This window comes from Butyrivibrio sp. XPD2006 (assembly GCF_000420865.1).
In the GTDB taxonomy this organism is placed as follows: domain Bacteria; phylum Bacillota; class Clostridia; order Lachnospirales; family Lachnospiraceae; genus Butyrivibrio.
Genome location: NZ_ATVT01000001.1, coordinates 263286 through 289650, shown reverse-complemented (window position 1 = coordinate 289650; position 26365 = coordinate 263286). Strand labels below are relative to the sequence as shown.

27 protein-coding genes are annotated in these 26365 nt (G+C 43.0%); all 27 read right to left on the bottom strand.

The genetic code is table 11. The features are described 5' to 3' along the window. Positions 1–3: 3 nt before the first annotated feature. The 27 genes from G590_RS0101330 to flhA all read right to left on the bottom strand — a co-directional run bounded on the left by G590_RS0101330 (position 4) and on the right by flhA (position 26344). Positions 4–336 carry an NADH-quinone oxidoreductase subunit C gene (locus G590_RS0101330; protein WP_022763867.1) on the bottom strand — a complete coding sequence of 111 codons (333 nt, stop codon included), beginning with the start codon at positions 334–336 and terminating at the stop codon, positions 4–6. A 3-nt stretch (positions 337–339) separates the two neighbouring features. Further along, the gene (locus tag G590_RS21800; protein WP_022763866.1) at positions 340–1011 is read right to left on the bottom strand and encodes an NADH-quinone oxidoreductase subunit B family protein; all 672 of its coding nucleotides are present in this window, start codon (positions 1009–1011) and stop codon (positions 340–342) included. A 21-nt stretch (positions 1012–1032) separates the two neighbouring features. Beyond that, a complete protein-coding gene (locus G590_RS0101320; protein WP_022763865.1) occupies positions 1033–1902 on the bottom strand; it encodes a respiratory chain complex I subunit 1 family protein in 870 nt (289 codons plus the stop codon). Further along, positions 1902–3830: an NADH-quinone oxidoreductase subunit 5 family protein gene (locus G590_RS0101315; RefSeq protein WP_242829752.1), complete on the bottom strand. Its 1929-nt coding sequence runs from the start codon at positions 3828–3830 to the stop codon at positions 1902–1904. The genes G590_RS0101320 and G590_RS0101315 overlap by 1 nt, the downstream gene beginning before the upstream one ends. A gap of 41 nt (positions 3831–3871) precedes the next feature. Next, complete coding sequence (locus tag G590_RS0101310) at positions 3872–4186, bottom strand: metal-sensing transcriptional repressor (RefSeq protein WP_022763863.1); 315 nt, start codon at positions 4184–4186, stop codon at positions 3872–3874. Positions 4187–4317: 131 nt separating this feature from the next. Then, positions 4318–4761 carry a MarR family winged helix-turn-helix transcriptional regulator gene (locus G590_RS0101305; RefSeq protein ID WP_022763862.1) on the bottom strand — a complete coding sequence of 148 codons (444 nt, stop codon included), beginning with the start codon at positions 4759–4761 and terminating at the stop codon, positions 4318–4320. A 37-nt stretch (positions 4762–4798) separates the two neighbouring features. Continuing rightward, complete coding sequence (locus G590_RS18015) at positions 4799–7240, bottom strand: HAD-IC family P-type ATPase (RefSeq protein ID WP_022763861.1); 2442 nt, start codon at positions 7238–7240, stop codon at positions 4799–4801. Positions 7241–7247: 7 nt separating this feature from the next. Further along, positions 7248–7529: a cell division topological specificity factor MinE gene (gene minE, locus G590_RS0101295; RefSeq protein ID WP_022763860.1), complete on the bottom strand. Its 282-nt coding sequence runs from the start codon at positions 7527–7529 to the stop codon at positions 7248–7250. A gap of 15 nt (positions 7530–7544) precedes the next feature. Further along, positions 7545–8324, bottom strand: a complete 780-nt coding sequence (minD, locus tag G590_RS0101290) for a septum site-determining protein MinD (RefSeq protein WP_022763859.1) — start codon at positions 8322–8324, stop codon at positions 7545–7547. A 23-nt stretch (positions 8325–8347) separates the two neighbouring features. Then, a complete protein-coding gene (locus tag G590_RS18010; protein ID WP_155828705.1) occupies positions 8348–9085 on the bottom strand; it encodes a septum site-determining protein MinC in 738 nt (245 codons plus the stop codon). Positions 9086–9248: 163 nt separating this feature from the next. Continuing rightward, on the bottom strand, positions 9249–10202 hold the full coding sequence (gene tsf / locus G590_RS0101280; RefSeq protein ID WP_022763857.1) for a translation elongation factor Ts: 954 nt from the start codon (positions 10200–10202) through the stop codon (positions 9249–9251). Between the two features lie 35 nt (positions 10203–10237). Beyond that, positions 10238–10993, bottom strand: a complete 756-nt coding sequence (gene rpsB / locus G590_RS0101275) for a 30S ribosomal protein S2 (protein WP_022763856.1) — start codon at positions 10991–10993, stop codon at positions 10238–10240. Between the two features lie 260 nt (positions 10994–11253). Next, the gene (locus G590_RS0101270) at positions 11254–12021 is read right to left on the bottom strand and encodes a membrane protein (protein WP_022763855.1); all 768 of its coding nucleotides are present in this window, start codon (positions 12019–12021) and stop codon (positions 11254–11256) included. A 16-nt stretch (positions 12022–12037) separates the two neighbouring features. Next, positions 12038–13054, bottom strand: coding sequence for a DUF6115 domain-containing protein (locus G590_RS0101265; protein ID WP_022763854.1), 1017 nt, complete (start codon positions 13052–13054; stop codon positions 12038–12040). A 69-nt stretch (positions 13055–13123) separates the two neighbouring features. Further along, positions 13124–13513 (bottom strand): hypothetical protein, encoded by a 390-nt coding sequence (locus G590_RS0101260; RefSeq protein ID WP_022763853.1) that lies wholly within the window; start codon positions 13511–13513, stop codon positions 13124–13126. A 25-nt stretch (positions 13514–13538) separates the two neighbouring features. Beyond that, entirely contained in the window at positions 13539–15116 is a 1578-nt protein-coding gene (locus G590_RS0101255) for a DUF342 domain-containing protein (RefSeq protein WP_022763852.1), read from the bottom strand. A 14-nt stretch (positions 15117–15130) separates the two neighbouring features. Further along, on the bottom strand, positions 15131–15904 hold the full coding sequence (locus G590_RS0101250) for a FliA/WhiG family RNA polymerase sigma factor (RefSeq protein WP_022763851.1): 774 nt from the start codon (positions 15902–15904) through the stop codon (positions 15131–15133). A 20-nt stretch (positions 15905–15924) separates the two neighbouring features. Further along, positions 15925–16266 carry a hypothetical protein gene (locus tag G590_RS0101245; protein WP_022763850.1) on the bottom strand — a complete coding sequence of 114 codons (342 nt, stop codon included), beginning with the start codon at positions 16264–16266 and terminating at the stop codon, positions 15925–15927. Then, on the bottom strand, positions 16263–16748 hold the full coding sequence (locus G590_RS0101240; RefSeq protein WP_022763849.1) for a chemotaxis protein CheD: 486 nt from the start codon (positions 16746–16748) through the stop codon (positions 16263–16265). The genes G590_RS0101245 and G590_RS0101240 overlap by 4 nt, the downstream gene beginning before the upstream one ends. A 15-nt stretch (positions 16749–16763) precedes the next feature. Continuing rightward, the gene (locus G590_RS0101235; protein ID WP_022763848.1) at positions 16764–17396 is read right to left on the bottom strand and encodes a chemotaxis protein CheC; all 633 of its coding nucleotides are present in this window, start codon (positions 17394–17396) and stop codon (positions 16764–16766) included. Between the two features lie 14 nt (positions 17397–17410). Then, positions 17411–17905, bottom strand: a complete 495-nt coding sequence (locus G590_RS0101230) for a chemotaxis protein CheW (RefSeq protein WP_022763847.1) — start codon at positions 17903–17905, stop codon at positions 17411–17413. 50 nt (positions 17906–17955) lie between these two features. After that, positions 17956–20073: a chemotaxis protein CheA gene (locus G590_RS0101225; protein WP_022763846.1), complete on the bottom strand. Its 2118-nt coding sequence runs from the start codon at positions 20071–20073 to the stop codon at positions 17956–17958. 142 nt (positions 20074–20215) lie between these two features. Continuing rightward, complete coding sequence (locus tag G590_RS0101220; protein WP_022763845.1) at positions 20216–21286, bottom strand: protein-glutamate methylesterase/protein-glutamine glutaminase; 1071 nt, start codon at positions 21284–21286, stop codon at positions 20216–20218. Positions 21287–21288: 2 nt separating this feature from the next. Next, the gene (locus tag G590_RS0101215; protein WP_022763844.1) at positions 21289–22011 is read right to left on the bottom strand and encodes a flagellar brake protein; all 723 of its coding nucleotides are present in this window, start codon (positions 22009–22011) and stop codon (positions 21289–21291) included. A gap of 47 nt (positions 22012–22058) precedes the next feature. Continuing rightward, entirely contained in the window at positions 22059–22994 is a 936-nt protein-coding gene (locus tag G590_RS18005) for a MinD/ParA family protein (RefSeq protein ID WP_022763843.1), read from the bottom strand. A gap of 19 nt (positions 22995–23013) precedes the next feature. Continuing rightward, positions 23014–24285 (bottom strand): flagellar biosynthesis protein FlhF, encoded by a 1272-nt coding sequence (gene flhF, locus G590_RS0101205; RefSeq protein ID WP_022763842.1) that lies wholly within the window; start codon positions 24283–24285, stop codon positions 23014–23016. Position 24286: 1 nt separating this feature from the next. Next, positions 24287–26344 (bottom strand): flagellar biosynthesis protein FlhA, encoded by a 2058-nt coding sequence (flhA, locus tag G590_RS0101200; protein WP_022763841.1) that lies wholly within the window; start codon positions 26342–26344, stop codon positions 24287–24289. Positions 26345–26365 lie beyond the last annotated feature (21 nt).

Below are 26365 nucleotides of genomic sequence, written 5' to 3'. Positions count from 1 at the left end.
CAATTATTTAAATGGTGTCTCGATCGCTGTGCGATAGAGCTTGCCTTCAAAATCAATATTGATCATCTTAATCTGAACTCCGAAGAGATCGTGCATTTCATTCTCATAAATGAATGCGCAAGGAAAAATACTTGTGATACTTGAAATTTCCTGATCCTCCGGGAGTACCATCTTAATATTCTTCATCTCGAGGTCTTTTCCGAAAGTATAGATAAGCTCATATGCATCAGGAACTCTTGTTGCGCACTGCTGAATTAGATGATATCCGGCAAATTTAAGCTTCTGAGATTCATCGATAATGCTTTCTGGATTAACAGTTATAAACTCTGTATTCACTGTTTAATTCTCTCCTTTCTCAGAATTATTTGCCGCAGGGGCCGGAGCCGGTGCTGGCTTAGGTGCTGCAGCTGCAGGAGCTGCAGGCTTGGGAGCCGGCTTAGCAGTAGCTTTGATCTTCTCTTCGGCCTGCTGTCTAAGTGCTTCCTCTGTAAGTACGGCATCATACTGTGTGCTTGGATCGTAATCGTCGGCAGTCATATGAATAGCCATCTTTGAATAATCTACTGTGCAGTATCCCTGCTTCATAGATGCTTTTAACTTCTGTCTCTTCTCTTCAAGAATGCCTACAGCCTTAACCACACCCTCAATAAGAGCTTCAGGTCTTACAGCACATCCCGGAACATATACGTCTACAGGAACAACCTTGTCGGCGCCTCCCAAAATGTTGTAGCACTCCTTGAAAATACCTCCGTCACATGCGCATATACCGCAGGCTACAACAACCTTTGGATCAGGCATCATGTTGTAAAGCTGTCTTACAACAGGTGCTGTCTGTGCATTGATACCTCCTGTAAGAAGCAGCACGTCTGCATGCTTGGGATTTCCGGTATTGATGATACCAAATCTCTCAACGTCGTAGAGAGGTGTCATGGTAGCAAGAACTTCTATATCACAGCCGTTACAGCTGGAGCCGTCATAATGTAACACCCATGGTGATTTTGCAATGTTCATTGATTTACTTCCCTTCTATTCTTATTTCAGTACGTTAAGGATCAGCAGATTTGTTCCTGCGAATACCAGGATAACTGTCCATGTAACCTTCAGCATTGTGATGTATTTAACTCGTGGGAACACATTATCAATAAGTGTCTCAATGAAGAATACAACCACACAGGCGATAATTGCCCAGATTCTGCTGATAGGACTCTGCGTAATAAAGAACATTCCAACAATACCCATCATCAGGACTGTGTCATACCACTCCGCAATCTCAACAAGAGCAAGGTTAGAACCGGAAAGGTCTGTTGTAAGACCTTTTACCATTTCCTGATGCATATGATGTGATGTGCTCAGGTCAAATGGTGACTTGCGAAGCTTGATTATCAGAATGAATACAAATCCGATAAAGAAACCGGGAATCTGTAAAATAGCAGGTGAGCTTGCCTTAACAAGGTCGTTTACCATGAAGCTTCCCTGTGCATAATAGAATCCGATGGCAACAAGAAGTGTCATAGGCTCATAGCACATCATCTGAAGAAGCTCACGCTGAGCACCCATAATACTGTATGGTCCGTTGGTAGAAAAAGCAGCCATAACCATAAGTACCTCTGACATTGACAGCGCGAAGAAAACAAGAAGCATATCTCCGCCTGCAAAGAATAGGCAACCTGTAAATACAGTCATGATAAGATATCCTGTCACAAACAGAACCTGGATGCTGTTAACAACGGTGGTCTGCTTATGAAGGAGCTTATTTACATCATAGAAGGGCTGAATAATAGGCGGGCCCTGTCTTCCCTGCATACGTGCAGCGAAAAGTCTGTCTGTACCGGAGAGAAGTCCTCCGATAAGCGGAGCAAGTATTAAATATAGTACAGCTTTTATTATAAAGTTAATTTCCATCAGATAGCACCTCCAACAACGATGATCAGCATTACTGCCACCAGGACAGCTGCTACCCAGATACAAGGCCAGAGAAGTTTCTTTTCACCGAAATATTCTTCCATGTACCAGTTAGACATGTAAAGAGCTCTCTCCTTACCGAATGAATCTATATAATGTCTGTCATCACCGGCGTTAACACCTGCAACGTAAGACATTGTCATCTTGGAGTTCTTACCGATTGAGAGGATTCTTGATCCGATAGGGATCATGAATACCATAGCTACCATGATCATCATGATGATGACATCACTTCCGCCGATAACATCAGGAATGTTTGCGTGATAAGCCTCATCAAGGATCGGCTGTACCATATGTCCTGACATCCATGGGAATGCAAAGCACATGATGATTATAAGTGAAGTAAGAGGGAAAATTGAAACCAGCTCACTTCTTGGTGTTATATCTTCCAGCTCAAATGACTGGTGGATAACAGTACAGATCTTGCCAAGCCACTTAGCCCAGTAGAAAAGAGTACTTCCTGAACCAAATACAAGGAAAAGAACAAGCCATACAGAACCTGAATCAACGAAGGATTTAAGCGCTGCCCACTTTGATACAAGCATTCCGAAAGGTGCCATGAACATACCGCAGATACCGATGATCATGATAAATGCAAGTCTTGGAAGCTTAATGATAAGTCCGTGCATATCCTCAATGTCACGGCTGTGCATGCAGTTCTCGATATCTCCGACAGTCTGGAACAGAAGTGACTTGGAAACAGCGTGAAAAAGAACAAGCATTACAGCTGCCCATACACCCTCCTGAGTTCCTGTGCCTGCACAGGCTGTGATAAGTCCGAGGTTTGAAATTGTAGAATAAGCAAGTACCTTCTTGCCGTCACTAACTGTAATTGCAAGAAGTGATGCTGCAAAGAATGTAAATCCACCGATGACAGTGATCATAACACCTGTCAGAGTTCCCTTCATAAGAGGTGAAAGTCTGATAAGCATATATACACCGATCTTAACCATTGTAGCTGAGTGAAGAAGTGCACTTGACGGTGTAGGTGCAACCATGGCGCCAAGAAGCCATCTTGAGAATGGGAACTGCGCACTCTTTGTAAGTGCAGCAAATGCAAACAGTGTTGCGGGAACTATAAGAGCTGCCTCGCCCATATCTGTCACCTGGCTGAGATTAGAAATACCAAATGCCATGTTGCAGATCATAAGTCCGGCTGCAAAACCGCATCCACCGAGAAGGTTCATCCAAAGTGCTCTGAATGAGTTATCTACTGCTTCCTGTGTTCTTGTATAACCGATCATAAGGAATGAACAAACAGATGTGATCTCCCAGAAGAAATAGATCCATCCGAGGCTGTCTGAAGAAATAAGTCCGAACATTGCTCCAAGGAAAACAAACATAAGAGCAAGGAAATAATTTGATCTGTCCTGTACATCAGTATGATGATTGTGATAGTCCTTCATGTAACCTGATGCATAGATACAGATAAGAATACCTACGATACCTACAATAAGATACATTACTGCAGCAAAGGTATCGATTCTGATATGAGTATTGCCTTCCACTACTCTGCCGGTAAGGTCCATCCAAAGAACAGGAATGGTTCCTGCAAGTGAAAACAGGATCGCATAGTACTTCTTGTACTTGATGCTAAGGAAGCATACAAGGCACATGAGGAAGATTTCTCCTGCGATCACAAACTTATCAGGCAGATGAGTCTCAGTAAGATACACAAACTGTGATGTATCTCCGGATGCAATAACAGAAACCGCTACATAAATAGCAGCTGCCATGATAGTAAACCCACCAATCATAATAACAGCACTTCTGAGACGGCTTGTCTGCTTAAGAAGACCTATTATTACTGCCATGATAAATGGGAATAGAATTAGAAAGTTTACTACGTCAATAATTGGAATAGTCAAGGATTTTCGCCCCTTTCACATACAATTCTCCAAGCGTTTGCTTAGGAGTTTTTCATAAATTTGTCGACGGCCTCATTTAATTCGATGATGGCCTGTTCATCTCCGTCCTGAACTGCGTGGACAATGCAATGACTCATGTGTTCTTTCAGGATCTCTTTTCCGCAGTTATTGATTGCGGATCTCACAGCTGCCAACTGGATGAGAACCTCGGTACAGTCGCGATCATTCTCCACCATGGTCTTTACAGACTCGAGGTGGCCAATTGCCTTTGAAAGCCTATTGACGATGGCTTTCATATGTTCAGGGTCATGATGATGCTCATGGTGATCATGATGATCATGAGAGTGAGCTTTCATATAAACCTCCATAAAGAATGTGCGTTTATGTTAATTTTTTGACTTTCGACTTCAAAAAAATTTAATCCCCAATAAACGCACAACTGACCGAATAACATTATATTTTGTTAGGCATAAAAAATCAATAAAGATTATCTAACATTTCCAATAATCTTGTATAAAAGCTTATAGAGTATTCCCGCTTCCTCTGCAGTGAGCTGAACACATGAGCCCATGGCATCAGGAATAGAGAGCGCTTTGTCTCTTAAAGCTACTCCCTCATCTGTGATGGATACTACAAGATTTCTCTCATCCTCAGAGGATCTTACTCTTGTAATGTACCCCTTGGATTCGAGTTTTTTAAGTACCGGTGTAAGTGTACCGGAATCAAGATAAAGACATTCTCCGAGAGTCTTAACATTAACAGTGTGCTTCTCCCAGAGAACCATCATTGTTATGTACTGAGTATAGGTAAGATCAATATCATCAAGATATGGCTTATACTTCCTTATTATTTCTTTAGAGCAGGCATAAAGAGGAAAACAAAGCTGCTTTCCAAGTTTAAGTGACTCATACTTTTCTTCGTTGGTACCCATAATAATCTCCATTAAAATCAAATTTTGTACTATTAAATTATACCACAAAATTTCGTTTATGACTTGTTATCTTTTTTCCGCCGGTAAAATTTGTCTGAACTTTGCTCTCTACAAAGGTAAAGAACATCGTCAGATAGCGCATAAACGGCTCAGTTGCAATTGCGAAAAGCACAAAGAGCATTGCGCACTTCATTGAAACGTGACTAATTGAAAAAAGATCATTAAATACAATAGCTGCCACTATCATTCCGAGAATACATCCCCCGATAACGCGGAGTCTGTATGCATTAAGCGGATAACAGATATTGGCCAGGATTATAAATCCGACTATCGCAAGAAGGAATGTTGATGCAACCGATACATCCGTCTGGTCAACACCAAAGGTATTACCAAATACCACAAGTGCTGCAATTGCTAAAAAGTCTGTCAAAGCCGCAGGCATTGCTTTCAGTAAAACCTTAATAAGGAAGTGTCCCTCTATCCTTCTGTTATTGGGCTCCATTGCAAGGAAGAATCCGGGTATACCTATATTGAAAAGACTTACCATGGTGATCTGAGATGGCTGCAACGGATATGTAAGCACATTAATAATTGAGAATAGTGCAAGGAACAGTGAGAATATATTCTTTACAAGGAAAAGTGTCGCTGTTCTCTCAATATTATTGATATTTCTACGACCCTCTGCCACAATCTTGGGCATATTGGCAAAGTCGCTGTCCATAAGGACAACCTGCGCTGCCTGAACAGCCGCATCAGAACCGGCGGCCATTGCCACTGAACAGTCCGCATCCTTCATAGCCAGAATATCATTAACACCATCTCCGGTCATGGCTACAGTATGTCCATCCTTCTTAAGCGCCTTTACAATCTTCTGTTTTTGTTCAGGTGAAACACGTCCGAATACCGTATATGTCCTTACGGCATCCGGAATGTCAGCATCATCAAGAGTGCTGGCATCCACATACTTATCGCTGTTTTCTATTCCGGCATTAAATGCAACATTTGAGACAGTCATTGGATTATCACCGGATATGACCTTGACATCCACTCCCTGTTTCTTGAAATAAGCAAAGGTTGCCGGAGCATTTTCCCTGATCGGATTCTGGAGCAGAATAAACACAAGAGGTCTTGTCTTAGCCCCATTCAGAACTCCGTTCGGAAGCTCAATTGACAGATTTTCAGCATTCTCATCAACAACTTCTGAGCCGTCCGCTCCGCCAAAATAGCTTGCAAAGCAAAGTACTCTTAATCCAATTTGAGCATAGCTGTCGATAAGTTCTTTGTAATTAGCGTACTCGTCCTGAATAATAAATTCAGGCGCCCCCATCAGATATGTTCCGTCCTTGAACTGCACACCGCTGTATTTATACTTCGATGAAAACGGATGGAACGACAAACATGTTCTGCTGTTTCTTATGGGGAAGTAATCCTCTAGTGCATGCATGGTAATGTTGTCATCCGGAACACAACCTATATAGTCCGCAATCAGATTAACATAATAATCAAGAGCCTCAGGCTCTTTTGAACCGTCAGAAAGAACCGCATCCGCAACAAGCATACTGTTGTCTGTTATTGTGCCGGTTTTGTCCACGCATATTGTATCAACCCTTGCCAACGTCTCTATACTTCTCATATCGTGAAGCATGACTTTCTGCTTGGCAAGTCTGATTGTACTAAGTCCAAGAGTGATACTAAGAAGCAAATATAATCCTTCAGGTATCATACCGATAAGCGCTGCCACCATTGAAGGAACACTCTCAGCAAATGAGTTCCCCTGAATATAAAAGCTCTGTACAAAAAGAAGTATTCCGACTGGAATAATGATAAGACCCGCAAATGCAACAATCTTGTTAATGGACTTAACCATTTCAGACTGCTCTGATGAAGGCATTTTCTTAGCCTTGAGCATAAGCTTGGAAATGTATGAATCCTGCCCGACTCTGGTAAGCTGTGCAAGACACCTTCCGGAAACCACAAAGCTTCCGGACATAAGCTCATCACCCGGCTTTTTGTTTATCTCATCCGCTTCTCCGGTAAGAAGTGCCTCATTAACGGAAATCTCACCCTCAACGACTACAGCATCAGCGCATATCTGACTTCCTGCAGTAAGAACAATTACATCACCCAGAACAAGCTTATCAACGTGAACAATCGTCTCTTCTCCATCTCTCACAGCCGTCACGGTTGTCTGATGAAGAACCTTAAGCCTGTCCAGTATGTTCTTGGCCTTGATTCCCTGAAAAATACCAATAAGCGCATTGCAGACAATTACCGGAAGGAAGGTAAGTGAATTCCATGCTCCCGAAATTACCAGCAAAATGGCCATAATAAAGAATATCAGGTTGAAATATGTAAAAATATTCTCTCTGATTATCTCTCTGTTGGTCTTTCCAATGCTTTCAATTTGAGTGTTGCCTTTCCCCTGCTGTAAGAGCTCTGCAGCTCTTACACTTGAAAGGCCCGTACTAGTATTATCCATAAGCTAATTATTTTTTGACATTATGATTCATATTCTTGATAGGGATGTTTGCATAAAGAGCCGGTACAGTCTTACCACTGCCTTCTTCAGTATCCATCTGTGTGAAATTGATATCGATTCCATCCATATCAATCTCAGCATACTTTGAAAGGACTTCTATAATGTCACTTCTGATCTTCTGCATGATTTCAGGAGAGCAACTGGCTCTGTCAGATACAAGAACGAGTTTTAAGCGGTCCTTGGCAACATCACTTGATGATTTCTTTTTAAAAATATCTGTAATCTTCATTGCTCTTACCTCCTATCACTTTTTCTTAAACCAGGAAAAGAGACCCTTTCTTGCATCAAGGTCAAGGAAAGGAACAGCCTCACCTGTCACTCTTCTGCAGATATTCATATATGCCTGTCCGGCCAGTGAATTATCTCCAACAAGCGGTTCTCCGTTATTGGTTGCAACTACGATGTTCTCATCGTCCGGAACCTGGCCGATAAGTTCAACCGCAAGAATATCAACAACATCATCTGCAGACATCATATCGCCCCTCTTGATCATATCAGGACGAAGTCTGTTTACTACAAGCTGAGGATTCTTGATCTCATTGGCTTCAAGAAGTCCGATTATCCTGTCTGCATCTCTTACCGCAGAAACTTCAGGTGTTGTTACAACAAGAGCCCTGTCTGCTCCGGCAATGGCATTCTTGAATCCCTGCTCTATACCTGCAGGACAATCAAGGATGACATAATCAAACTCTGTCTTAAGTTCCTCTGTAAGCTTCTTCATCTGCTCAGGTGTTACGCTTGTCTTGTCTCTTGTCTGTGCAGCAGGTAAAAGAAAGAGATTCTCATATTTTTTGTCCTTGATAAGAGCCTGCTTTAATTTACAATTTCCTTCAACAACATCCACCAAAGTGTATACTATTCTGTTCTCAAGTCCTAAAACGACATCAAGATTACGAAGTCCTATATCCGTATCAACAAGAACAACTTTCTTGTTAAGCTTGGCAAGTCCTGTTCCAAGATTGGCAGTTGTTGTTGTCTTACCAACTCCGCCTTTTCCTGATGTAATAACTATTACTTCTCCCATGTTATCCTCCTAAAACACATAAATTAAATCTTGTAAAACTGTCTTAAAAATGACGCACCGTAACCGGTCTTAACTATATGACCGTTTTCTATGTAGGCGACCTCAGGATCTCCTTCACCGCCTCCAAGTATTTTCTTTTTTCTGACCTTTATCTTGGCACCTTTTTCAGCATCCGGAGAGATGGCAATTGCATCTGCAATCCTCACCTGTATAGGTCTCAAATCCAGTGCCATAATAATAGCACTCTGATCTCCGCTTGCTCCTGCAAAAGCATTTCCGCGAAGCTCTCCCAGAATATAGATACTGCCGTAAGAAGTAACATTTGCACCCGGTTTAACATCACCTAAAACAACAATACTCTTCTCACTGGAGATATCCTGGCCCGAGCGCAGATTCCCCCTGTAGATCACAGCAGAATCATCGAACATATCATTTATAACAGTTTCCTGAACCGCCTCTTCAATGACCGGTTCTGCTGTTTTTGCGTGCTTGAATTCCTTTTCAAACACAGATTCATCGTCAATGATACAGGTGATGGTAAGCTCGGAATTCTCCTGAATTAAAGATACAACAAGGTCCTTCTCTTCATCTGTCAGCTCTCTTCCTCTTATAAGGAGTCCCATATTATTCTTGCCCAGAAATGATGACGCCTCTTTGAACTTGTCCTTAACAGACAGGCAAAGATCCTCAAAAGGTAAAGACGGATCCAAAACCAGAATAATCCCTGACTTTGTTCCCTTGATAGTAACTGCAGCATCCAAAATGAAATCACCCAACCTTCTTCATACAATATGTGCGTCTTTCTTCCCCAAAACACACTATGACTAGTATATGACATTCGCCCCGAAAATTCCACCTATAAAGTGCACAAAAAATAGGGGCCTTGGATCAACCAAAGCCCCTATAAAGTAAGTCAATTATAAATTAGCCAAGTGTTCCGGCCTGCTTAGCAACTTCCTCAGCGAAGTTCTCGTTCTTCTTCTCGATACCCTCACCGGTCTCGAAACGAACGATCTTCTTGATCTTAATGTTTGCGCTGTTGTTCTTGCCAACCTGTGCAAGGTACTGAGCAACAGTCTGCTTGCCATCCTCAGCCTTAACGTAAACCTGCTCATTAAGGCAGATTTCCTTGAACTCCTTGTTAAGACGTCCGATAAGCATCTTCTCGATGATCTCCTGAGGCTTTCTCTTTCCTTCAGGAAGCTCCTCGTTCTCCTTCATAGCCTGAGCAAGAAGGATCTCCTTCTCGTGGTTTCTGTACTCCTCTGAAATATCCTCAGAAGAAATGAACTTAGGATTAAGAGCTGCAACCTGCATAGCTACGTTCTTAACAGCATCCTTGATGTCATCGTTAACAACATCAGTATCTGCCTCAACAAGAACAGAAATTCTTCCGCCGCCGTGTACGTAAGGAACTACAATACCGTTCTCTGCAACAACCTTCTCAAATCTTCTGATGCTGAGCTTCTCAGAAATAACTGCTGTGATCTCGACAAGAGCATCGTTAACAGTCTTGGACTCGTCAAGGTTCCACTTCTCAGCCATGAATGACTCAAGATCCTTAGAATCTGAATTAACAGCCTGTGTAGCTACTGCCTCTACGAATGACTGGAACTTCTCGTTCTGTGCAACGAAGTCAGTCTCTGAGTTAACCTCAACAACAGCTGCTGTCTTGTCATCCTTAACAGCGATTCTTGTAAGACCTTCAGCTGCGATTCTGCTGGCCTTCTTCTCAGCCTTCATGATACCGTTCTTTCTAAGGTACTCAACGGCTGCATCCATATCTCCGTTAGTCTCTGTAAGAGCCTTCTTGCACTCCATCATTCCGGCGCCTGTAGACTCACGTAACTCTTTAACCATTGCTGCTGTAATAGCCATTTATATATCCTCCGTAAGGTTTATTTGATTTTTGATTAAGCCTCTACTGTCTCTTCTGTAGCTTCCTCTGCGCCCTCTGCGTCATAGTTTGCAGCTGCATCAGACTCTGCACCCTGGTTAGCCTCGATAACAGCGTCTGCCATCTTACCAACGATAAGCTTTACTGCTCTGATAGCATCATCGTTACCGGGGATGATGAAGTCAAGCTCTTCAGGATCACAGTTTGTATCACCGATACCGATAAGTGTGATTCCAAGAGACTCAGCCTCCTGAATGCAGATTCTCTCCTTCTTAGGATCTACAACAAAGATAGCATCAGGAATTCTCTTCATATCTCTGATTCCGCCAAGGTTAGCCTGAAGCTTTGAAAGCTCCTTCTTAAGCTGAGCAACTTCCTTCTTAGGAAGAACATCGAATGTTCCGTCTTCCTGCATCTTCTCGATAGCCTTCATACGTGCAATTCTGCTCTGAATTGTCTTGAAGTTTGTAAGCATTCCACCGAGCCATCTCTCATTTACATAGTACATTCCGCAACGCTCAGCCTCTGTCTTAACTGCATCCTGAGCCTGCTTCTTGGTTCCAACGAAAAGAATTGTTCCACCCTGCTGTGCAATCTCGAATACTGCCTTGTAAGCCTCGTCAACCTTAACAACTGACTTCTGAAGGTCGATGATGTGGATACCGTTTCTCTCTGTGAAGATGTAAGGAGCCATTTTAGGGTTCCATCTTCTTGTCTGGTGTCCGAAGTGAACACCTGCCTCAAGTAACTGTTTCATTGATACAACGCTCATTTTAATACCTCCGTTTGGTTTAATCTTCCGCACATCCCTTACCCATGAGTCCACAAGGGGCGTTATCCTATGTGGTGGGCTCCCGGCTGATCAGTAAAACTGACACCGGCCAAGAAATAAGATATGCGTGTTTAATTGTTTCCGCCATGCACCTTTAAATGGGCATAAATAGCCTATAAATGTCCACAGCTCTTCAATATTATCACATGAGCCTCGATAAATCAACAAAAAAGAAGTGGAATTTTCCACTTCTTTAAAATTTATCCTGTAGTTATTATCCTTGCAATCTCTTCATATGTTGCATTGGCAGGAATTGTCTTTGTTCCGGATCTTATTATCCTGTCGACTCTTCTCTCAACAAGGTATTTATTAAATGCTACCGCATCATCAATTATTCCCTCTCTTGCAAGAAGTGAAGCGACACCATCGCTTCCCATTCCGCCAGGGATTGTAACAACCTTGCTGGATGAATTAAGAGTTGTCGTCGAATCTGTAATTCCTGTTGACGGAGCTTCGGTTACGCTCTCTGTTTCAGCAGAAGATGTCGTTGCTGAAGCAGCGCTGTCAGCTTCTGACTCGGTTTCTGTTTTAACGTCCTTGACAGGTTCTTTTATTTCTTCTGCTTTTGAAGAGGCGCTTGTTGCATCTGAGCTTTCTTTTGTCGATGCGTCAGAGCTGCTGTCAACTTCTGTGACATCGCTTTCTGTTTCTTCCTTCTCAGTAACCACTTCCGGAACTGACGGATCTGATAGAGCGAGTTCCTGGTTGATTTCTTCAGGTATTTCTTCTCCGATTTGATCCAGTGTCTGATTGGATGAAGATGCATCATTGCCTTCCACCTCACTGTCTTCACTTTGTGTCTGGGTGAGAACTTCCGCAGTAGCTTCTGTCATTCCCAAAGCCTTGGCTCTCTTTATGACTTCGGCATCACTTAGTGTTGCTTTTCTTCCCCCAAGGGCAAAGCCCATAACAATCGCAGTGAGAATAATACCTATTCCCATTCCGCGAAGATAATACTTTAACTTCATTTAAATACACATCCTCTTATCTGACTTTTCTGTGCTTGTTTGAAAGATCGATAACCAGCTTGACTTCTCCGATTCCAAGCCCCAGTTCTCTTGCAATGACCATGTTTGATTTACCGGCCTTGTGCATTTCTATGATCTGTTTGTTCTGAGAAACAGGATCATTGGCAGTAAGTTCTCTCATGTTTTTATCAGGATTTTTGGATCTTCCTTCAACTCTAACCGCCTCTGTTATCTGCACAACCTTGGATGATGTCTGCTCATGGTCTTTTCCGCCGATAACATGAAGTCCCGATATCTGTTCTGAAGTGAGTACCTCAGCCGGAATCTCTTTAAGAACATCAAGTTCCTTAAGATTCTTTTCATCAACATATCCGCTTTGAGGAGCTATCTGTTCAGGTTCAGGTCTCACAACTCTTACAGGTTCCTGCTGCTGTATGGGCTGTACAACCTCTGTCTCCGGAGCAGCCATTTGGGGCTCAGGCTCTTTTGGCTTGACGGGAATCTTAATTCCGCTCAATCTGTCATCTGTTTCATCTAAAAGAATTGCACGTACATTGTCCGGGGTAGCAGCCTTTAAAGAACTTGATGCCTCCTGAGCTTCTCTTGCGGTTGCTTCGGCATCTCTTACTACCTGTTTGGCTTCATCAGCCTTTTTGGTAACCTCACTGACAACATTTGTAAGATTCTTGTGTTTGTCATTGAGCATGTCGTACATGAACATTACTTCATCGTGATTTTTGTGGATATCATTGATAACAGTATCAGAGTATTCGCCAATAGCTGAAAGCTTCTCATTGGATATACGCTCCATGGCTCTCTCTGTTCTGTCCAGAGAATTCTCGACGGTGTCATCCACCATGTCTTCGATGGTTTCCTTCTGATCCTCAACCTCACGCCTAACAAGCTCACGAATTTCACGTTCCATGAGCATCTTGTCTTCTTCGTCAAGTTCCTTACCGGCTGGAAGAAGGTATCCCAATATGATCGCGGCAAATCCCGCGACTATGAGAACAATTTCCGTAATACTTATCATCTCCGCCCAATTACCCCACAAAAATTAAACGTACGAAAAAATACGTCTATTAATTATAATATAGAAAACTTAAATCTTCAAATCGAAACCTGAAGAGATACGCAGATCAACAGGCTTACCGTTTCTGTCCAGCATATTGCCTGCCATCTTTTCCATCTGTTCAACTGACAGCTGTCTCTCCGGCGGCTGATTGTCCCCATTTCCGCCTGAACCTCTTCTGTTTCTTCCACCGTCTCCCATGTACTCATTTGAGCCTTTGTCCTGTGCATCGGAATTCAGCGCACCCTGATCAATATCATTTTTAGCATTTACGGAATGTTCTCTGTTTTGAACTTCCTCTCTGAACTGTGCCTGAAAATTCTGCTGATCGGCAACAGGTCTTGCCTCTTCCGCAGCTCTCATTGATGTAACATCCGTAGATGTCGCCATCACCCCAAAATCAATATGATTAATAGACATGGGTCATACACCTCCTCTCTCCTCATCAGATTGGTGCCAGTCTCACATCCCCTTCCTTAACAACAAACCTGCTGTATTGAACAGGCTTTTTTACAATCATGGAAAGCTCACCTATGTTTACTGTTGTCCCGGGATAAGCTGTCCCCTCAACTATTACTTCAGCTTCCTTGGACTCAGCAAGTTTTTCCATAAGTTCCGAGTATTCCTCTGAATCTTTTTCTATTTGCATAGTCAGAGTTTTGTTAAGTTCAATCAGCTTCTTGGCATTGGCAACCTGATCCGGTGTGAATTTGGCTCCTGCCTTCAGCATCTTGGTAAAGCCCTCTATAGTGGGTTTGATTCCCTCTATATTTTTGCTTGCAGCAGCAATACTTTTCTGAAGCTCTTTTAACCTTAACTTAAGTTGTGGATCTGCACCTACTTCTATAACTGTATTGGCTCCCATCTCGGAACCCAGGATCTTGGCTTGTATCTTGTCTGCGGCAGAAACCTTGCCACCTGCAATAAAGCCTCTTTTACCTGTAACATTAATCTCTGTTCCCGATGAAACCGTTGAATGGAGGATACACTCGCTGGTGATTCCTCCTCTTGCTGATATATTAGCATTTTCTATGAATTTTGTAACTACATTTCCACCGGCTTTTATATTTCCGCCAGCCTTAACACCGCATTCAAGGATTACATCGGCTCCCGCATCAAGTACCGCACCTTCAACAATGCCTTTTACAACTATGTTTCCGCCTGCTTTGACGCTGAAGTTGCTGGCAACTACGCCCTTTACCTGGACACTGCCTTCATATTCGATATTTCCTGTAGCAACATCCACATTTTCAAGTGTAAGAACATCAGAAACAGTGATTTTTCCTTCCTTAACAGTAACATGTCCGGACTTCTCAGCAGTCAGAGTGAGTTTGTCTTCAGAAAGAACTGTATTCTTGCCGTACTTAATATATGTTGACTTAACTGCATGCGGTTTAATATTCTCGCCGTAAATATTTATGCCCGGTTCTCCGAGTTCTTCAGGATGAAGCGTTGCCAGAAGCTGCCCTGCTTCAACATTATTGATGAGGTTTAAGTGGAAGTAGTCAACACTGCCATCCTCTCTTAATGTCGGTTTGGCTCTTAAGTTTGCACTAAAATGAAGCTCCACCTTTGCATCGTGTCCTTCTTTCACAGGCTTACCCTGTGCGACAACAATCTCAGTGCAGTACTTTCTGTGCTCAAAGAAATCATGAATAGCATCAGTCTGTATACCATATGTAACTTTTCTGTACGCCAAAGAATCCATGACTTCTTTTTCTGTCATTAGCTCTGCGCCTTCACTGGGAGGGTAAAAAAATGCCGTGACAGTCATACGATCCTTGGAAATGTCGAATTTACAGCCTTCACGCTCAGGAAGAAGCTGAGCATCTGTAAAAATAACAACATTTTCTTCGGCCTTAGTCACAGCATCGTTTATAATAACTACATCATATTGAATTTTCCTATCATCAAGATAGTCCCTCACGTCGTTGACGTTTAAGGGCTGCCCCCCATCAGTAGGTGCATACACCTTGATTCCGGTGCCTTTTGGTGTTATAACAAGCTGAAAATACCCATTCATAATCCACCTCTGTATTATCTTGAATTAGTCACAATCCCCAGATAATCTCCTAATTTTTCTCTCATTTTCTGAAGTGCCCTGGTGTGTAATTGAGATACTCTCGACTCTGAAACTTCCAGCACTTCCGCAATTTCTTTTAGTGTAAGTTCTTCGTAGTAATAAAGAAGAATAACTTTCTTTTCCTTGTCTGTCAGCTTTTCAAGTGACTCGGCCAACATCTTTTTGAGTTCTTCTTTTTCCATTGCCTCTTCAGGCTTTACAAACGAAGAGCTTCTGTTGTTATTGTCCTCCGGTATGTCAGATCCCTGTTCCATAAACTCGTTAAGGGATACAACACCTGTGACCTTCATCTGGTTCTGCCAGTTCTGATACTCGTCTTCACTTATCTCCATCTTGGCAGCGATTTCTGCATCCGTAGCAACATGACCTCCATCTTTTTCGATTTCTCTGATGGCGGCCTCGATTTTCTTTTGCCTCTGTCTTATGGTACGCGGAATCCAGTCCATTTTTCTGATCTGATCAAGAATTGCACCGCGAATACGAAGACTTGCATAAGTTTCGAATTTTACGTCTTTCATCAGATCAAACTTGTCGATAGCATCTATAAGACCAAAGATGCCGTATCCGACAAGATCATCGTACTCTACGTTAAAGCCCAGGTACATGGAAAGTCTCCCTGCAACCAGTTTTACTAAAGGCGCATACTCCAAAATCAGCTGCTCACGTATATCAGCTGATTTTGTCTTATGATATTCAGTCCATAATTTATTTCTGCCTGCCTCATCCATGCAACATTATCCCCAGTTTTTTAGAATTGAGGTGGCTGCTCCTGGTCATCTCCAGTTCCTATATCTTCGCCACCTTCCGCCTCCATGGCGGCCCTTGCCTCTTCCTCGAGACGTTCTGCTTCAAGTCTTTCCGCCAAAGCCTTCTCATAGTTGATCTCAAGAAATCTGTTGAGCATTTTTTCAATGATCAGTCCAATAACAAGAAAGATAACAACTGAAGCAAAAACAATGATAAAAAAATCTCCTGCCGGATAGTGCTTAAAGTACGTAAAGATCGCGATGATCGCAGTACAGCTAAGCACTATCAGCGGTGTGACAACCTTTGTATTGACTTTTTTAATCTGATCAATATCGGTATTCATATTATTTTCTCAGGCTTTCCAACAGCCCTTATCACAAAGTTTCCGTTCTCCGGATAAAAAATGACCGTTCTACCATAGGAATCACCGGTATCCTGAGCAAGAACCGGAATATTCATCTCCTTGAGCTTCTTGAGTGTAGCCTGTACATTCCTGTCACCAACACGCATTTGTGCGTTGCTGCTTTGGAATGCAAACATCTGGGCGCCTCCCGCGATCTTGGCAACGAGTCTCTGCCTGCTTGCGCCTTTTGCCACAATCTGCTTGATCAGCTCTTCGATTCCCGTATCAGCAAACTTGGGAATATTCGAATTATTCTTAATCTCAGTTGAATCCGGTAGCATTATATGTGCCAGACCACCAATCTTGGTGACCGGGTCCCTTACTGCAATTCCAACACAGGATCCCAGTCCCAAAGTGGTTATTCCGTCAGGGCTGACACAAATATTCAGATCGGCCATACCAACCTTAATTATTTGACTCATATGTCGCCCTTTCGTTTAAAGCTGCACTTCTCCCATTCCAAGTGAAGAAAGAATCTTACTGTATCCATCCATATCTGGCAGAAGAATAAAGTATCCGCTTAACTTTAATTCATCGAAAAACTGTGTCTCGATCAAAAGAATCTTATCGCCCATCATACCGAATTGGATAGCCGGAACACTAAGGATAGCAGCAGCCATATCGATGGCAACGTACGGAATTGATGGAATCATTTTCAGGTTTGTCATCATAGATAAGGAGTTCAGATAGGATCCTGTGATGATATTTCCTACTTCCTTAAGGGCTGACATTTCAACCTCATCAAACTCCTCATCCTCTGATTTGGGTCCTGTTCCCATAAGCTTGTCTACCAGATGTCTCGCAGCAACCTTGTTGAGAAGGAACATAATGCTTCCATCAATATCGCCCTCTACCGCAAGGTAAATACCTGCCATGATCTGCTCAGCGCCGCCCATCATATCACCGACATCCTTGAAATCAAGGAGCCTAACCTGAGGTACAGCCATATCAACCTTGGTCCCGATCATCTGTGCTAGAGCTGTTGTCGCATTTCCGGCACCAATGTTTCCTAGTTCTTTCAAAATGTCAAAATACTGACTTGAAAGATTGTCAAGACTCATCTCACCCATATATTATCCTCCGATCAGCCGGCATTAGATGCTTTCTCTTTTGAATCCTTCTCAGATATCACTGCATCGAGATCAAGTATAGATACAAGACCTCCGTCATAGTGTCCTACACCATTAACAAATGATCCGTTCGTTTTGTCTTTCTTGTCGTCATAGCGAACCTTTTCGACATTTTTGGAATCAAGTGTAAGAACCTGGTTAACCTGGTCAACTATTATTCCTACAAGATCTCCTTCTCCGGACTTAAGGATAATGATCCTGGTCTTGCCGGTAATCTCATCTTCAGAGAGTCCCATTTTCATTCTCACGCTCATTACGGGAACAATCTCGCCTCGGATATTGATAACGCCCTTAAGATAGTCATCAACCTTTGGTACTCTGGTGATCTGCTGCATCCTAACGATGTTATCTATGTATTTGATGTTGATTCCGTATTGCTCATCATCAATCTTGATAATAATGTACTGAATAAGTTCGCCGGTCTCGCTATTATCTCTAAGTTCATTCATATCGATAATCTTCCTTTCTTTTTCATATCAACAATATGCAGCCAAAACTCTTAGATAACTGAGTTTGTATCAAGGATAAGTGCTATCTCACCATCACCAAGGATAGTAGCGCCGCTTATGAGCTTGCACTTAGCTGTATACTTGCCAAGAGGTTTAATAACGATTTCCTGCTGGCCCATGAGTTCATCGATAACAAGTCCGTAGGACTGATCGCCCTTTCTGGTAATTACAACTACCATGTCCTCATCAGTGGACTTTGTAGACTCTGTATCAAGAACTTCATTAAGTCTGATAATAGGAGTAACGCTTCCACGAAGATTGATAACTTCCTTATTCTCAACAAGCTTGATATCTGAAGGAGTTACATCTTCTATACTCTGGATGGAATCAAGAGGAATAGCATATTTCTCCTCGCCGATGATAACCATCAGAGCCTGAATAATAGCAAGTGTAAGAGGAAGTCTGATAACCCATGTCGATCCCTCGCCAAGCTTTGTTCTGACGGTTACTTCACCTGAAAGGGACTCAACCTTTGACTTAACAACGTCAAGACCTACGCCTCTACCTGAAATTTCAGATACCTGCTTGGCGGTTGAGAATCCCGGATGGAACAGAAGCTCAACACACTGCTTCTCTGTTAAAAGAGCTGCCTGTTCAGGAGTTACAACTCCCTTCTCAATAGCTTTATTTTTAACTGCTTCCGCATCGATACCGTTACCGTCATCACCTACTTCGATAACTACGCTGTTACCATCCTGGAAAGCATGAAGGAAAATCTGTCCAACTTCAGGTTTACCGCGCTGTGCACGAAGTTCTGCAGACTCAATACCATGATCGGCACTGTTTCTGATAAGATGCATAAGAGGATCACCGATCTCATCAACAACGGTACGATCCATTTCTGTATCTTCACCGGTCATGGTCAGTTCCATCTTCTTATTAAGTGTCTTATTAAGATCACGGATCATACGAGGGAATTTCTGAAGTACGCTCTCGATAGGAACCATTCGAACTTTCATAACTGATTCATGAAGGTTTGTGGTTACACTTTCAAGGTACTCAATCTGCTCGTTTACATTACCGTTACTTACACCTGATGTGTTAGCTGCTGAAATAAGTGAGTTCTTGGCGATAATAAGCTCACTTACCAGATTCATGAGAACGTCAAGTTTTTCAATATCAACACGGACTGTTCTGTTAACAACAGGCTTTCCTACCGGTTTCTTGCCACCGGCGCCGCCTGCCGCAGGTGCTGCTGCAGGAGTCTGAGCAGCAGGAGCTGCTGCTGGTTTGGGAGCCTCTGCTGCAGGTGCTGCAGCCACAGGTGCCTCTTCCTTCTCCTCGGCGTTCTTTGCGCCATTAAGGTCAAATTCGCCACATTCGCAGCCTTCAACCTCAGAAACAGCCTTAACTATTTCCTCAACCTTTTCTTTTGATTCATCTGTGATAACAATTAAACTGAATGTGAAATCAAATTTCTCATCTTCGATATCCTGTGTTGTAGGATCGGAAACAGCAATTTCACCGATTTCTTCAAGGCCCTTAAATACAAGGAAGCCTCTTGCTGCTTTCAAAATACAGGATTCCTGAATATGAACCGTAACACCGTAAATCTTTTTACCCTGTGCTACAGCTTCTTCCAATGTAGACTTTACAGACGGATCGAGCTTGATTGCTCTGTAATCCGAAGATCCATCAGCTCCGGCTGCCGGTGCATCACCACCTGCACTTGCTTCTGCTGCGGGCGCAGCTTCAGCTGCAGGCGCTGCATCACCACCGCCGCTTGTGCCGTTTCTAATATCTGCCAGAGCTTTGATAATATTCTGGTGCTCCTCAGTACCCTCGTCCTGATTCTCTGTGATATTGTCTACATAGCCCTGAATAGCATCAAGACACTGCAAAAGAACGTCAATATCAGCAGATTTGATCTTAATCTTGCCGCCACGTACGTCTGAGAATACATCCTCCATGTCATGAGTAAGATTCTGCATTCTGGTATAGCCCATTGTTCCGGCCATACCTTTCATAGAATGCGCCGATCTGAAGATCTCATTAATACAATCTTCATTCTCAGGATCCTGCTCGAGAACCATGATATTGTCATTTAGAGACTGAAGGTGCTCCTTTGCTTCATCGAGAAAGACACTTAGATACTGGGAAACATCCATAACCTATTTACCTCCATGAGAAATGATTGATGTTCAACACTGTACACTTATTATCGCATACTTTTGAACATTATATCGGCTTTCTGAATGGAGGAATTTAAGAAATTTAGATTAAAGAATTATAAAAAAGTAATGAAACCCCTCAATTCACACCGACATGCATTATTATTTCCTGGGCAATGTTATCAAGTTTAACAACCTGATCCACAAGCCCAGCCGTTGCTACAGCTTTGGGCATTCCATAAACGGTACAGGTACTCTCTTCCTGTCCGATTACATGTACTTTTTTCTTGCTCTTTAGATTCTTGATTCCTTCTGTACCATCCGCTCCCATTCCGGTCATAACAACACAACATACCTCGTCGTAATCTGAGTCCATCAGGGATTCATACATGAAGTTTGCACACGGCCTTACGCCTTCTCTTGTCGGCCCGTCCACATAATGAATGGTACTCTTACCACCGCTTTTGACTATGTGCATATGCTTACCGCCTCGGGAAATATAAACCGTTCCTGCTTGAAGCTGATCGCCTTCGGCAGCTTCCTTGACTTTGATCTCTGAAAGAGAATCAAGTCTCTCTGCAAGTGATGCAGTAAAGCCTTCAGGCATATGCTGGACAAGTACAACCGGTGTTTTAAGATTCTTGGGAAGCTTCGGAATAACCGACTGAAGTGCTCTCGGCCCTCCGGTTGAACTCGCTATGGCAACAATCCTGTTACCGGTGATCTTACTTGCAGATTTTGTTACAAGCTCAACTACTTTGCGGGATTCCTTGGCTTCTTCGAAAGAGAACGCCTTGGTTGCTACAGGAAGTCTACTGTTTGCCACAGCTGCAAGAGTGTTGATAAACAGTTTACCGAATTCTTCTCCTCTACACTCCGAAGCTCTGTCAGGCTTATGTACGAAATCCTGAGCGCCCAGATCCAGACAGTCCATGGTAACCTTTGCACCTTCTTTGGTATCGGTGCTGGCCATCATGATTCTGGCTTTGATCTTATTCTTCTGAAGTTCCTTAAGCATCGTAATACCGTCCATACGAGGCATATTGATGTCAAGAACTACAGCATCATAAGTATTCTTTTTCAAAAATTCAAGGCCTTCTACTCCGTCCTTGGCCTTGTCAACAACCTGGAATCTTGAATCTGCATTAATAATATCACTGAGGACGGTTCTCATAAGTGCAGAGTCATCAATTAGTAGAATTTTTTTCATAATTAAGTCTGCTTCTTTCTGATTTTTCGTTCTTCCTCAAAGATAAAATGAATGATATCTTCTCTGGAAGTCTCGTCAATATACACGTACTGGATGCGGTGTTCAAAAAGCCCCGGTCTTGATTCCAGTTCCTGTACCTTTAACACGTTACAGATCATTTCATACTCTTTGTTGTTTACATTCCCCGGCAGAGAATATGCGCAGTATATCGTGCTTCCTTCCTCATAACGGAAATTGGCTACAAATCTGAGTCCTCCACCGCTAATATCAACAACGACGCTCTTTTGAAGATCTTCTCCGGGGTCAACCAGATACTTCCTGTTCATCTCAAAGGCTTCAAGTTCCTCTTTGGAACACAGTCTCGATTTAAGTTCAAGCGCACAGCTGAATCTGTAGTATTCCCTTCGCTGAAGCTTTTGAAGTTCGCTTGTCAGATCCATTACGAGAATATACATATTATCGCTGCGGTATCTGTCAACGATTTTGGCAAAGCATTGGAACAGGCCTCTTGTAGAATAAAAGCACATGCTGTATTCGCCATCTACAGGTAACAAAACGATCTTGCCTCTCTCAAAAGGCATCAGCACCTCAATGCGATCATCTGAGGTAACGTCCATTATCTTGCTCATGTAGATGTGTTTGGTACGGGAATCATCGTCCATCCAAATCTTGCCTGTGGCTTTTAGCTCCACCCTGTTGCCCGGTGAAATGTAGTCAGTGAGCATTTATTTGTCTCCATTATTTTGATAATTATATTATAACACGATAGATGTTAATTTGGTGAAACCGGTGCTCCGGATGTAGCATTTGCGGAGATCTGCGTGCTTGACAGTTTCCTGCCGGTAATAATATGCGAAAAGAATGCTGCCATTCCTCTCTGTTTGACCTCTGTTGCTTCTCCCGGATTCATTAAAGTCCCTGCGATGTTCTCGAATGCCTTAACAGACTTAGCATTCGGATACTGAAGAGAAACAGGTGACTGCTGCATTACGCTTCTTGCAAGCATCTGATCCTGCGGGATGGCGCCAAGATATGTCAAAGGAAGCTTGAGATACCTTGCAACAACAGCGTTTAACTTGTTAAAGAGCTGTTGTCCCTCATCATCTGATGATACTCTGTTGGATACCACCTTTACCTTTGTATTTTCTCTAGAGAACCTCGGTGATTGATTAAGTGCCTTCAAAAGAGAATACGAATCTGTTATAGATGTCGGCTCAGGAGTGGTTACAAGAATAATCTCACCACTGGCCACGAGGAATTCCATAACCGCACTTGAAATTCCGGCGCCGGTATCAATTATTATGACATCAGCAATTGCATCGAGCTGAGCCAGATTGACAATTATATAAACAAGATAATCACGGCTTAAATTATACATACCCGATATACCGGAGCCTCCGGATATAAATCCTACGCCTTCCGGTCCCCAGGTAATTATGTCTTTTATATTTTTGCCCTGATAAATAAGATCACTCAGATTGTGTTTGGGAATTGTGCCAAACATTATCTCTATATTGGCAAGTCCAAAGTCGGCATCGAGAATGATAACTCTTTTACCCATCTTCCTGAACTGAACGGCAAGATTTATAGCTACATTACTCTTTCCGACTCCTCCCTTTCCGCTGGTAACGGTTATGATCCTTGCCAGAGGTCTTTGAGGCTTACTCTGATTTTTAATAATATTTCTTAACTGTTGCGCTTGATCCATATATTAACACCCAACAAATTCAGCTCTTTCCACCCAATAGATTTTTAACGATTCTCTGAGCATCAAAAACAGCGATGTCATCCGGTACGTTCTGACCGTTTGTAATATAAGCAATCGGAGATCCGGTGTGCATTCTGATATTGTAGAGATTCCCCTTTGCACCGGTCTCATCCATCTTGGTAAATATCAGCTTGTAAGCAACCATCTCAGAATAAGCATCAGCGATTTCAATAAGATCGCGATATTTTGTGGTTGCAGAAAGAACAAGATAGTTTTCGCAGTCCATCTCTTCTTCCAGAACTCTGATGAAGCTCTCTACGCCGGCCTTAAGTTCATCGTTATGAAGTGAATGACCCGCGGTATCAACCATCAGATAATCGTAGTCCCTGAAGTCCTCTGCCGCCTGCTTCATCTCCTCAACTGAGTATATAACCCTGAACGGTATTTCAAGGATTGAGGCGTAGGTCCTAAGCTGCTCGGCAGCTGCAATTCTGTATGTATCAACTGTAAGCAGAGCTACTTTCTTGTGCTGAGTCACACTAAGTTCTGAAGCAAGCTTAGCTATAGTTGTTGTCTTACCGACTCCTGTAGGTCCTATGAAAATCTCAGCCATAAGTCCGTCATGATCCATCTTGATAGGCTCAGACTTGCCGAACTTAAGGACCATTTTCTGATATACATTTGAGAGTGCATAATCAAAAGGCATTCCGGGCTTGGCAAGTTTTTCTACCTCGTCCGTCAACTGATTAACGTAAATCTCATCAACTTCATTCTCAATCAGCGTGTTATACAGCAATTTGATAAAAGACATTGTCTCTTCGGAAATGTCCTCGTTCTTATTGCTCTTTTCAGGCTCCTCAGCCTTTTCAGGAGATACACTTCTCTGCTCAGCTTCTGCTTTCTCGGATTTGAGAAAGTTCTTTTCAAGAAGATTGCTGAGATTATCAAGCTTCTCCTCAATGGCACTGTTTTCATCCTTAATATCAGGAGCTTTGGCAGCTGTCATATTTGACGAAGCAAGAATAGTATCTCTCTGTGCGATATCCTCTGACGGAGCAGTCTTTCTGGTCGCCGGACGAATATCCTTCTGAGGCGAAAAAGTCCTCTGGGGCCTCTCGGCTTCTTCCTCAAGTCCCACAGTCACCTCGATTTTTTGAGGCGAAAAGAATGAGAAAAATCCGGTTTTTCTTAACGGTTTGACCGTCATTACAACAATACCCGGTCCAAGTTCTCTCCTGGCTTCTTCTGTAGCCTCACTTTCAGTTTTTCCAACATACTTTTTAATAATCATCTTATGCCGTTACCATCCCCACAGATTGTAGTTCGATTGTCGGTTCAACTTCGTTGTAAGAAATTACAATCAGATCCTTGTAATAATCCTGAGTCATTTTCTTAAAGTACATCCTGACTATAGGAGATGCCATGATGATCGCCATCTTACCGGCATCTTCAAGTCTTTTTATATTCTCCCCAACTGCAGTAAGAATTGACTTGGTTCGTGCAGGATCAAGAGTAAGGAACGCGCCTGTTTCTGTCTGTTTGACGCTGCTCATTATCTCCTGTTCAAGTTTTGGATCGAGGGTGAGTACACTGGTCGTCTCTCCCGTTGCAAAATACTTACTGGATATTGCTCTCTTCAGGCTCTGCCTTACATATTCCGTAAGAATGTCAGGATCATGAGTTGAAGGTGCAAAATCTGCAAGTGTTTCAAATATCGTTACGAGATCACGTATGGAAACTCCCTCGCTGAGCAGGTTCTGAAGTACCTTCTCGATTTCACCAAGACTCATGAGCTTAGGCACAAGCTCGTCCACCAGAGCCGGATTGTTCTCTCTGAGGTTGTCCACAAGATTCTGTACATCCTGCCTCGTCATAAGCTCGGCAATATGTTCTCTTATGATCTCTGTAAGGTGTGTAGCAATGATAGAAGGCGGGTCAACAACGGTATAGCCGAAGCTCTCAGCTCTTTCCCTCTGTCCTTCTGTGATCCAGGTAGCAGGAAGATGGAAGGAAGGTTCAACTGTAGGAATTCCGGTGATCTCTTCCTCAACATGTCCGGGATTCATGGCCATATAGTGGTCAAACAAGATCTCGCCGTCACTGACCTGTATACCTTTAATTTTAATGATATATTGGTTGGGATTCAACTGAATATTATCCCTCAAACGGATAATCGGAACCACTGTTCCGAGCTCTAACGCTATCTGTCTTCTGATCATTACAACACGGTCAAGAAGGTCTCCGCCCTGGTTTACATCTGCCAGAGGAATGATTCCGTATCCAAACTCAAGTTCAATAGGGTCAACCTGAAGAAGACTTGTAACGTTCTCGGGCTGCCTTATCTCCTCAGCCTTCTGTTCTTCCTCCGTTGCAACTTCTCCCTCAACTGCCACCTCTTCCATGGTCTGGCCGGCAACTCTTCCGAGAAGAATAAATGAAGCACCGAATGTAACATAGAGGACCGTAGGCAGCGGTGAAAAGATACCGAGGCCTGCCACAACCGCTCCAACCAAATACAATGTTTTGGCCGTTCCAAAAAGCTGTCCGATAAGAAGATGTCCAAAATCTGCCTCTTTGGATCCCTTAGTTACCAGAATACCTGTTGACATGGAAATCATCAGCGAAGGTATCGAGCTTACAAGTCCGTCACCCATGGTCAGGATTGAATAGGTGTTGATGGCCGTATTCGCATCCATGCCCTTTCTTAGCATACCCATTGCTATTCCGCCAATAAGGTTTGTAGCGGTGATGATAAGACCGGCGGTAGCATCTCCCTTTACATACTTGGTAGCACCGTCCATGGCTCCGAAGAAGCTTGCTTCTTCCTGAATCTTGTCACGTCTTTTCTTGGCCTCCGCATCAGTTATTGCACCGGTATTAAGATCCGCATCAATAGCCATCTGTTTACCGGGCATGGCATCCAATGTAAAACGTGCCGATACTTCAGCTACACGCTCGGAACCTTTGTTGATTACCATGAGCTGTACGATGATCAAAATGATATATACGATAGCTCCTACGATAAGATCGCCGCCGCCAACGAAGGAGCCGAATACTTCAATAACTTCACCTGCGCTTCCCTGGGTCAGAATAAGTCTTGTGGACGATACGTTAAGCGCAATACGGAAAATTGTCGTGAACAACAGGATTGTCGGGAAGAATGACATCTCCAGCACATCCGTTGCAAACATGGCCGTAAACATGATCACAAATGAAAGCGACATATCAAAGGCCAGCAGGATATCCAACAGCCAATCCGGAAGCGGAATAATGAGCATGACAATAGCCGCAACGATATAAAGCGCCAGACCATAATCAAATACACGATTCTTGATTTTACTAAGATCCATCATTATCCTCCTTCCGTCAGA

Excerpts from the sequence above, each read along its gene's own strand:
- G590_RS0101270 (WP_022763855.1), bottom strand. The coding sequence starts at position 12,021 with ATGAAGTTAAAGTATTATCTTCGCGGAATGGGAATAGGTATTATTCTC.
- G590_RS0101225 (WP_022763846.1), bottom strand. The coding sequence starts at position 20,073 with ATGGATGTTTCCCAGTATCTAAGTGTCTTTCTCGATGAAGCAAAGGAG.
- G590_RS18015 (WP_022763861.1), bottom strand. The coding sequence starts at position 7,240 with ATGGATAATACTAGTACGGGCCTTTCAAGTGTAAGAGCTGCAGAGCTC.
- G590_RS18005 (WP_022763843.1), bottom strand. The coding sequence starts at position 22,994 with ATGGATCAAGCGCAACAGTTAAGAAATATTATTAAAAATCAGAGTAAG.
- G590_RS0101310 (WP_022763863.1), bottom strand. The coding sequence starts at position 4,186 with ATGAAAGCTCACTCTCATGATCATCATGATCACCATGAGCATCATCAT.
- G590_RS0101235 (WP_022763848.1), bottom strand. The coding sequence starts at position 17,396 with ATGGGTGAGATGAGTCTTGACAATCTTTCAAGTCAGTATTTTGACATT.
- minD (WP_022763859.1), bottom strand. The coding sequence starts at position 8,324 with ATGGGAGAAGTAATAGTTATTACATCAGGAAAAGGCGGAGTTGGTAAG.
- G590_RS0101265 (WP_022763854.1), bottom strand. The coding sequence starts at position 13,054 with ATGATAAGTATTACGGAAATTGTTCTCATAGTCGCGGGATTTGCCGCG.
- G590_RS0101240 (WP_022763849.1), bottom strand. The coding sequence starts at position 16,748 with ATGAGTCAAATAATTAAGGTTGGTATGGCCGATCTGAATATTTGTGTC.
- G590_RS21800 (WP_022763866.1), bottom strand. The coding sequence starts at position 1,011 with ATGAACATTGCAAAATCACCATGGGTGTTACATTATGACGGCTCCAGC.
- G590_RS0101305 (WP_022763862.1), bottom strand. The coding sequence starts at position 4,761 with ATGGGTACCAACGAAGAAAAGTATGAGTCACTTAAACTTGGAAAGCAG.
- G590_RS0101220 (WP_022763845.1), bottom strand. The coding sequence starts at position 21,286 with ATGAAAAAAATTCTACTAATTGATGACTCTGCACTTATGAGAACCGTC.
- flhF (WP_022763842.1), bottom strand. The coding sequence starts at position 24,285 with ATGATTATTAAAAAGTATGTTGGAAAAACTGAAAGTGAGGCTACAGAA.
- G590_RS0101245 (WP_022763850.1), bottom strand. The coding sequence starts at position 16,266 with ATGAATACCGATATTGATCAGATTAAAAAAGTCAATACAAAGGTTGTC.
- G590_RS0101255 (WP_022763852.1), bottom strand. The coding sequence starts at position 15,116 with ATGAATGGGTATTTTCAGCTTGTTATAACACCAAAAGGCACCGGAATC.
- G590_RS0101260 (WP_022763853.1), bottom strand. The coding sequence starts at position 13,513 with ATGTCTATTAATCATATTGATTTTGGGGTGATGGCGACATCTACGGAT.
- minE (WP_022763860.1), bottom strand. The coding sequence starts at position 7,529 with ATGAAGATTACAGATATTTTTAAAAAGAAATCATCAAGTGATGTTGCC.
- G590_RS0101320 (WP_022763865.1), bottom strand. The coding sequence starts at position 1,902 with ATGGAAATTAACTTTATAATAAAAGCTGTACTATATTTAATACTTGCT.
- tsf (WP_022763857.1), bottom strand. The coding sequence starts at position 10,202 with ATGGCTATTACAGCAGCAATGGTTAAAGAGTTACGTGAGTCTACAGGC.
- flhA (WP_022763841.1), bottom strand. The coding sequence starts at position 26,344 with ATGGATCTTAGTAAAATCAAGAATCGTGTATTTGATTATGGTCTGGCG.
- rpsB (WP_022763856.1), bottom strand. The coding sequence starts at position 10,993 with ATGAGCGTTGTATCAATGAAACAGTTACTTGAGGCAGGTGTTCACTTC.
- G590_RS0101250 (WP_022763851.1), bottom strand. The coding sequence starts at position 15,904 with ATGGATGAGGCAGGCAGAAATAAATTATGGACTGAATATCATAAGACA.
- G590_RS0101215 (WP_022763844.1), bottom strand. The coding sequence starts at position 22,011 with ATGCTCACTGACTACATTTCACCGGGCAACAGGGTGGAGCTAAAAGCC.
- G590_RS0101230 (WP_022763847.1), bottom strand. The coding sequence starts at position 17,905 with ATGAATGAACTTAGAGATAATAGCGAGACCGGCGAACTTATTCAGTAC.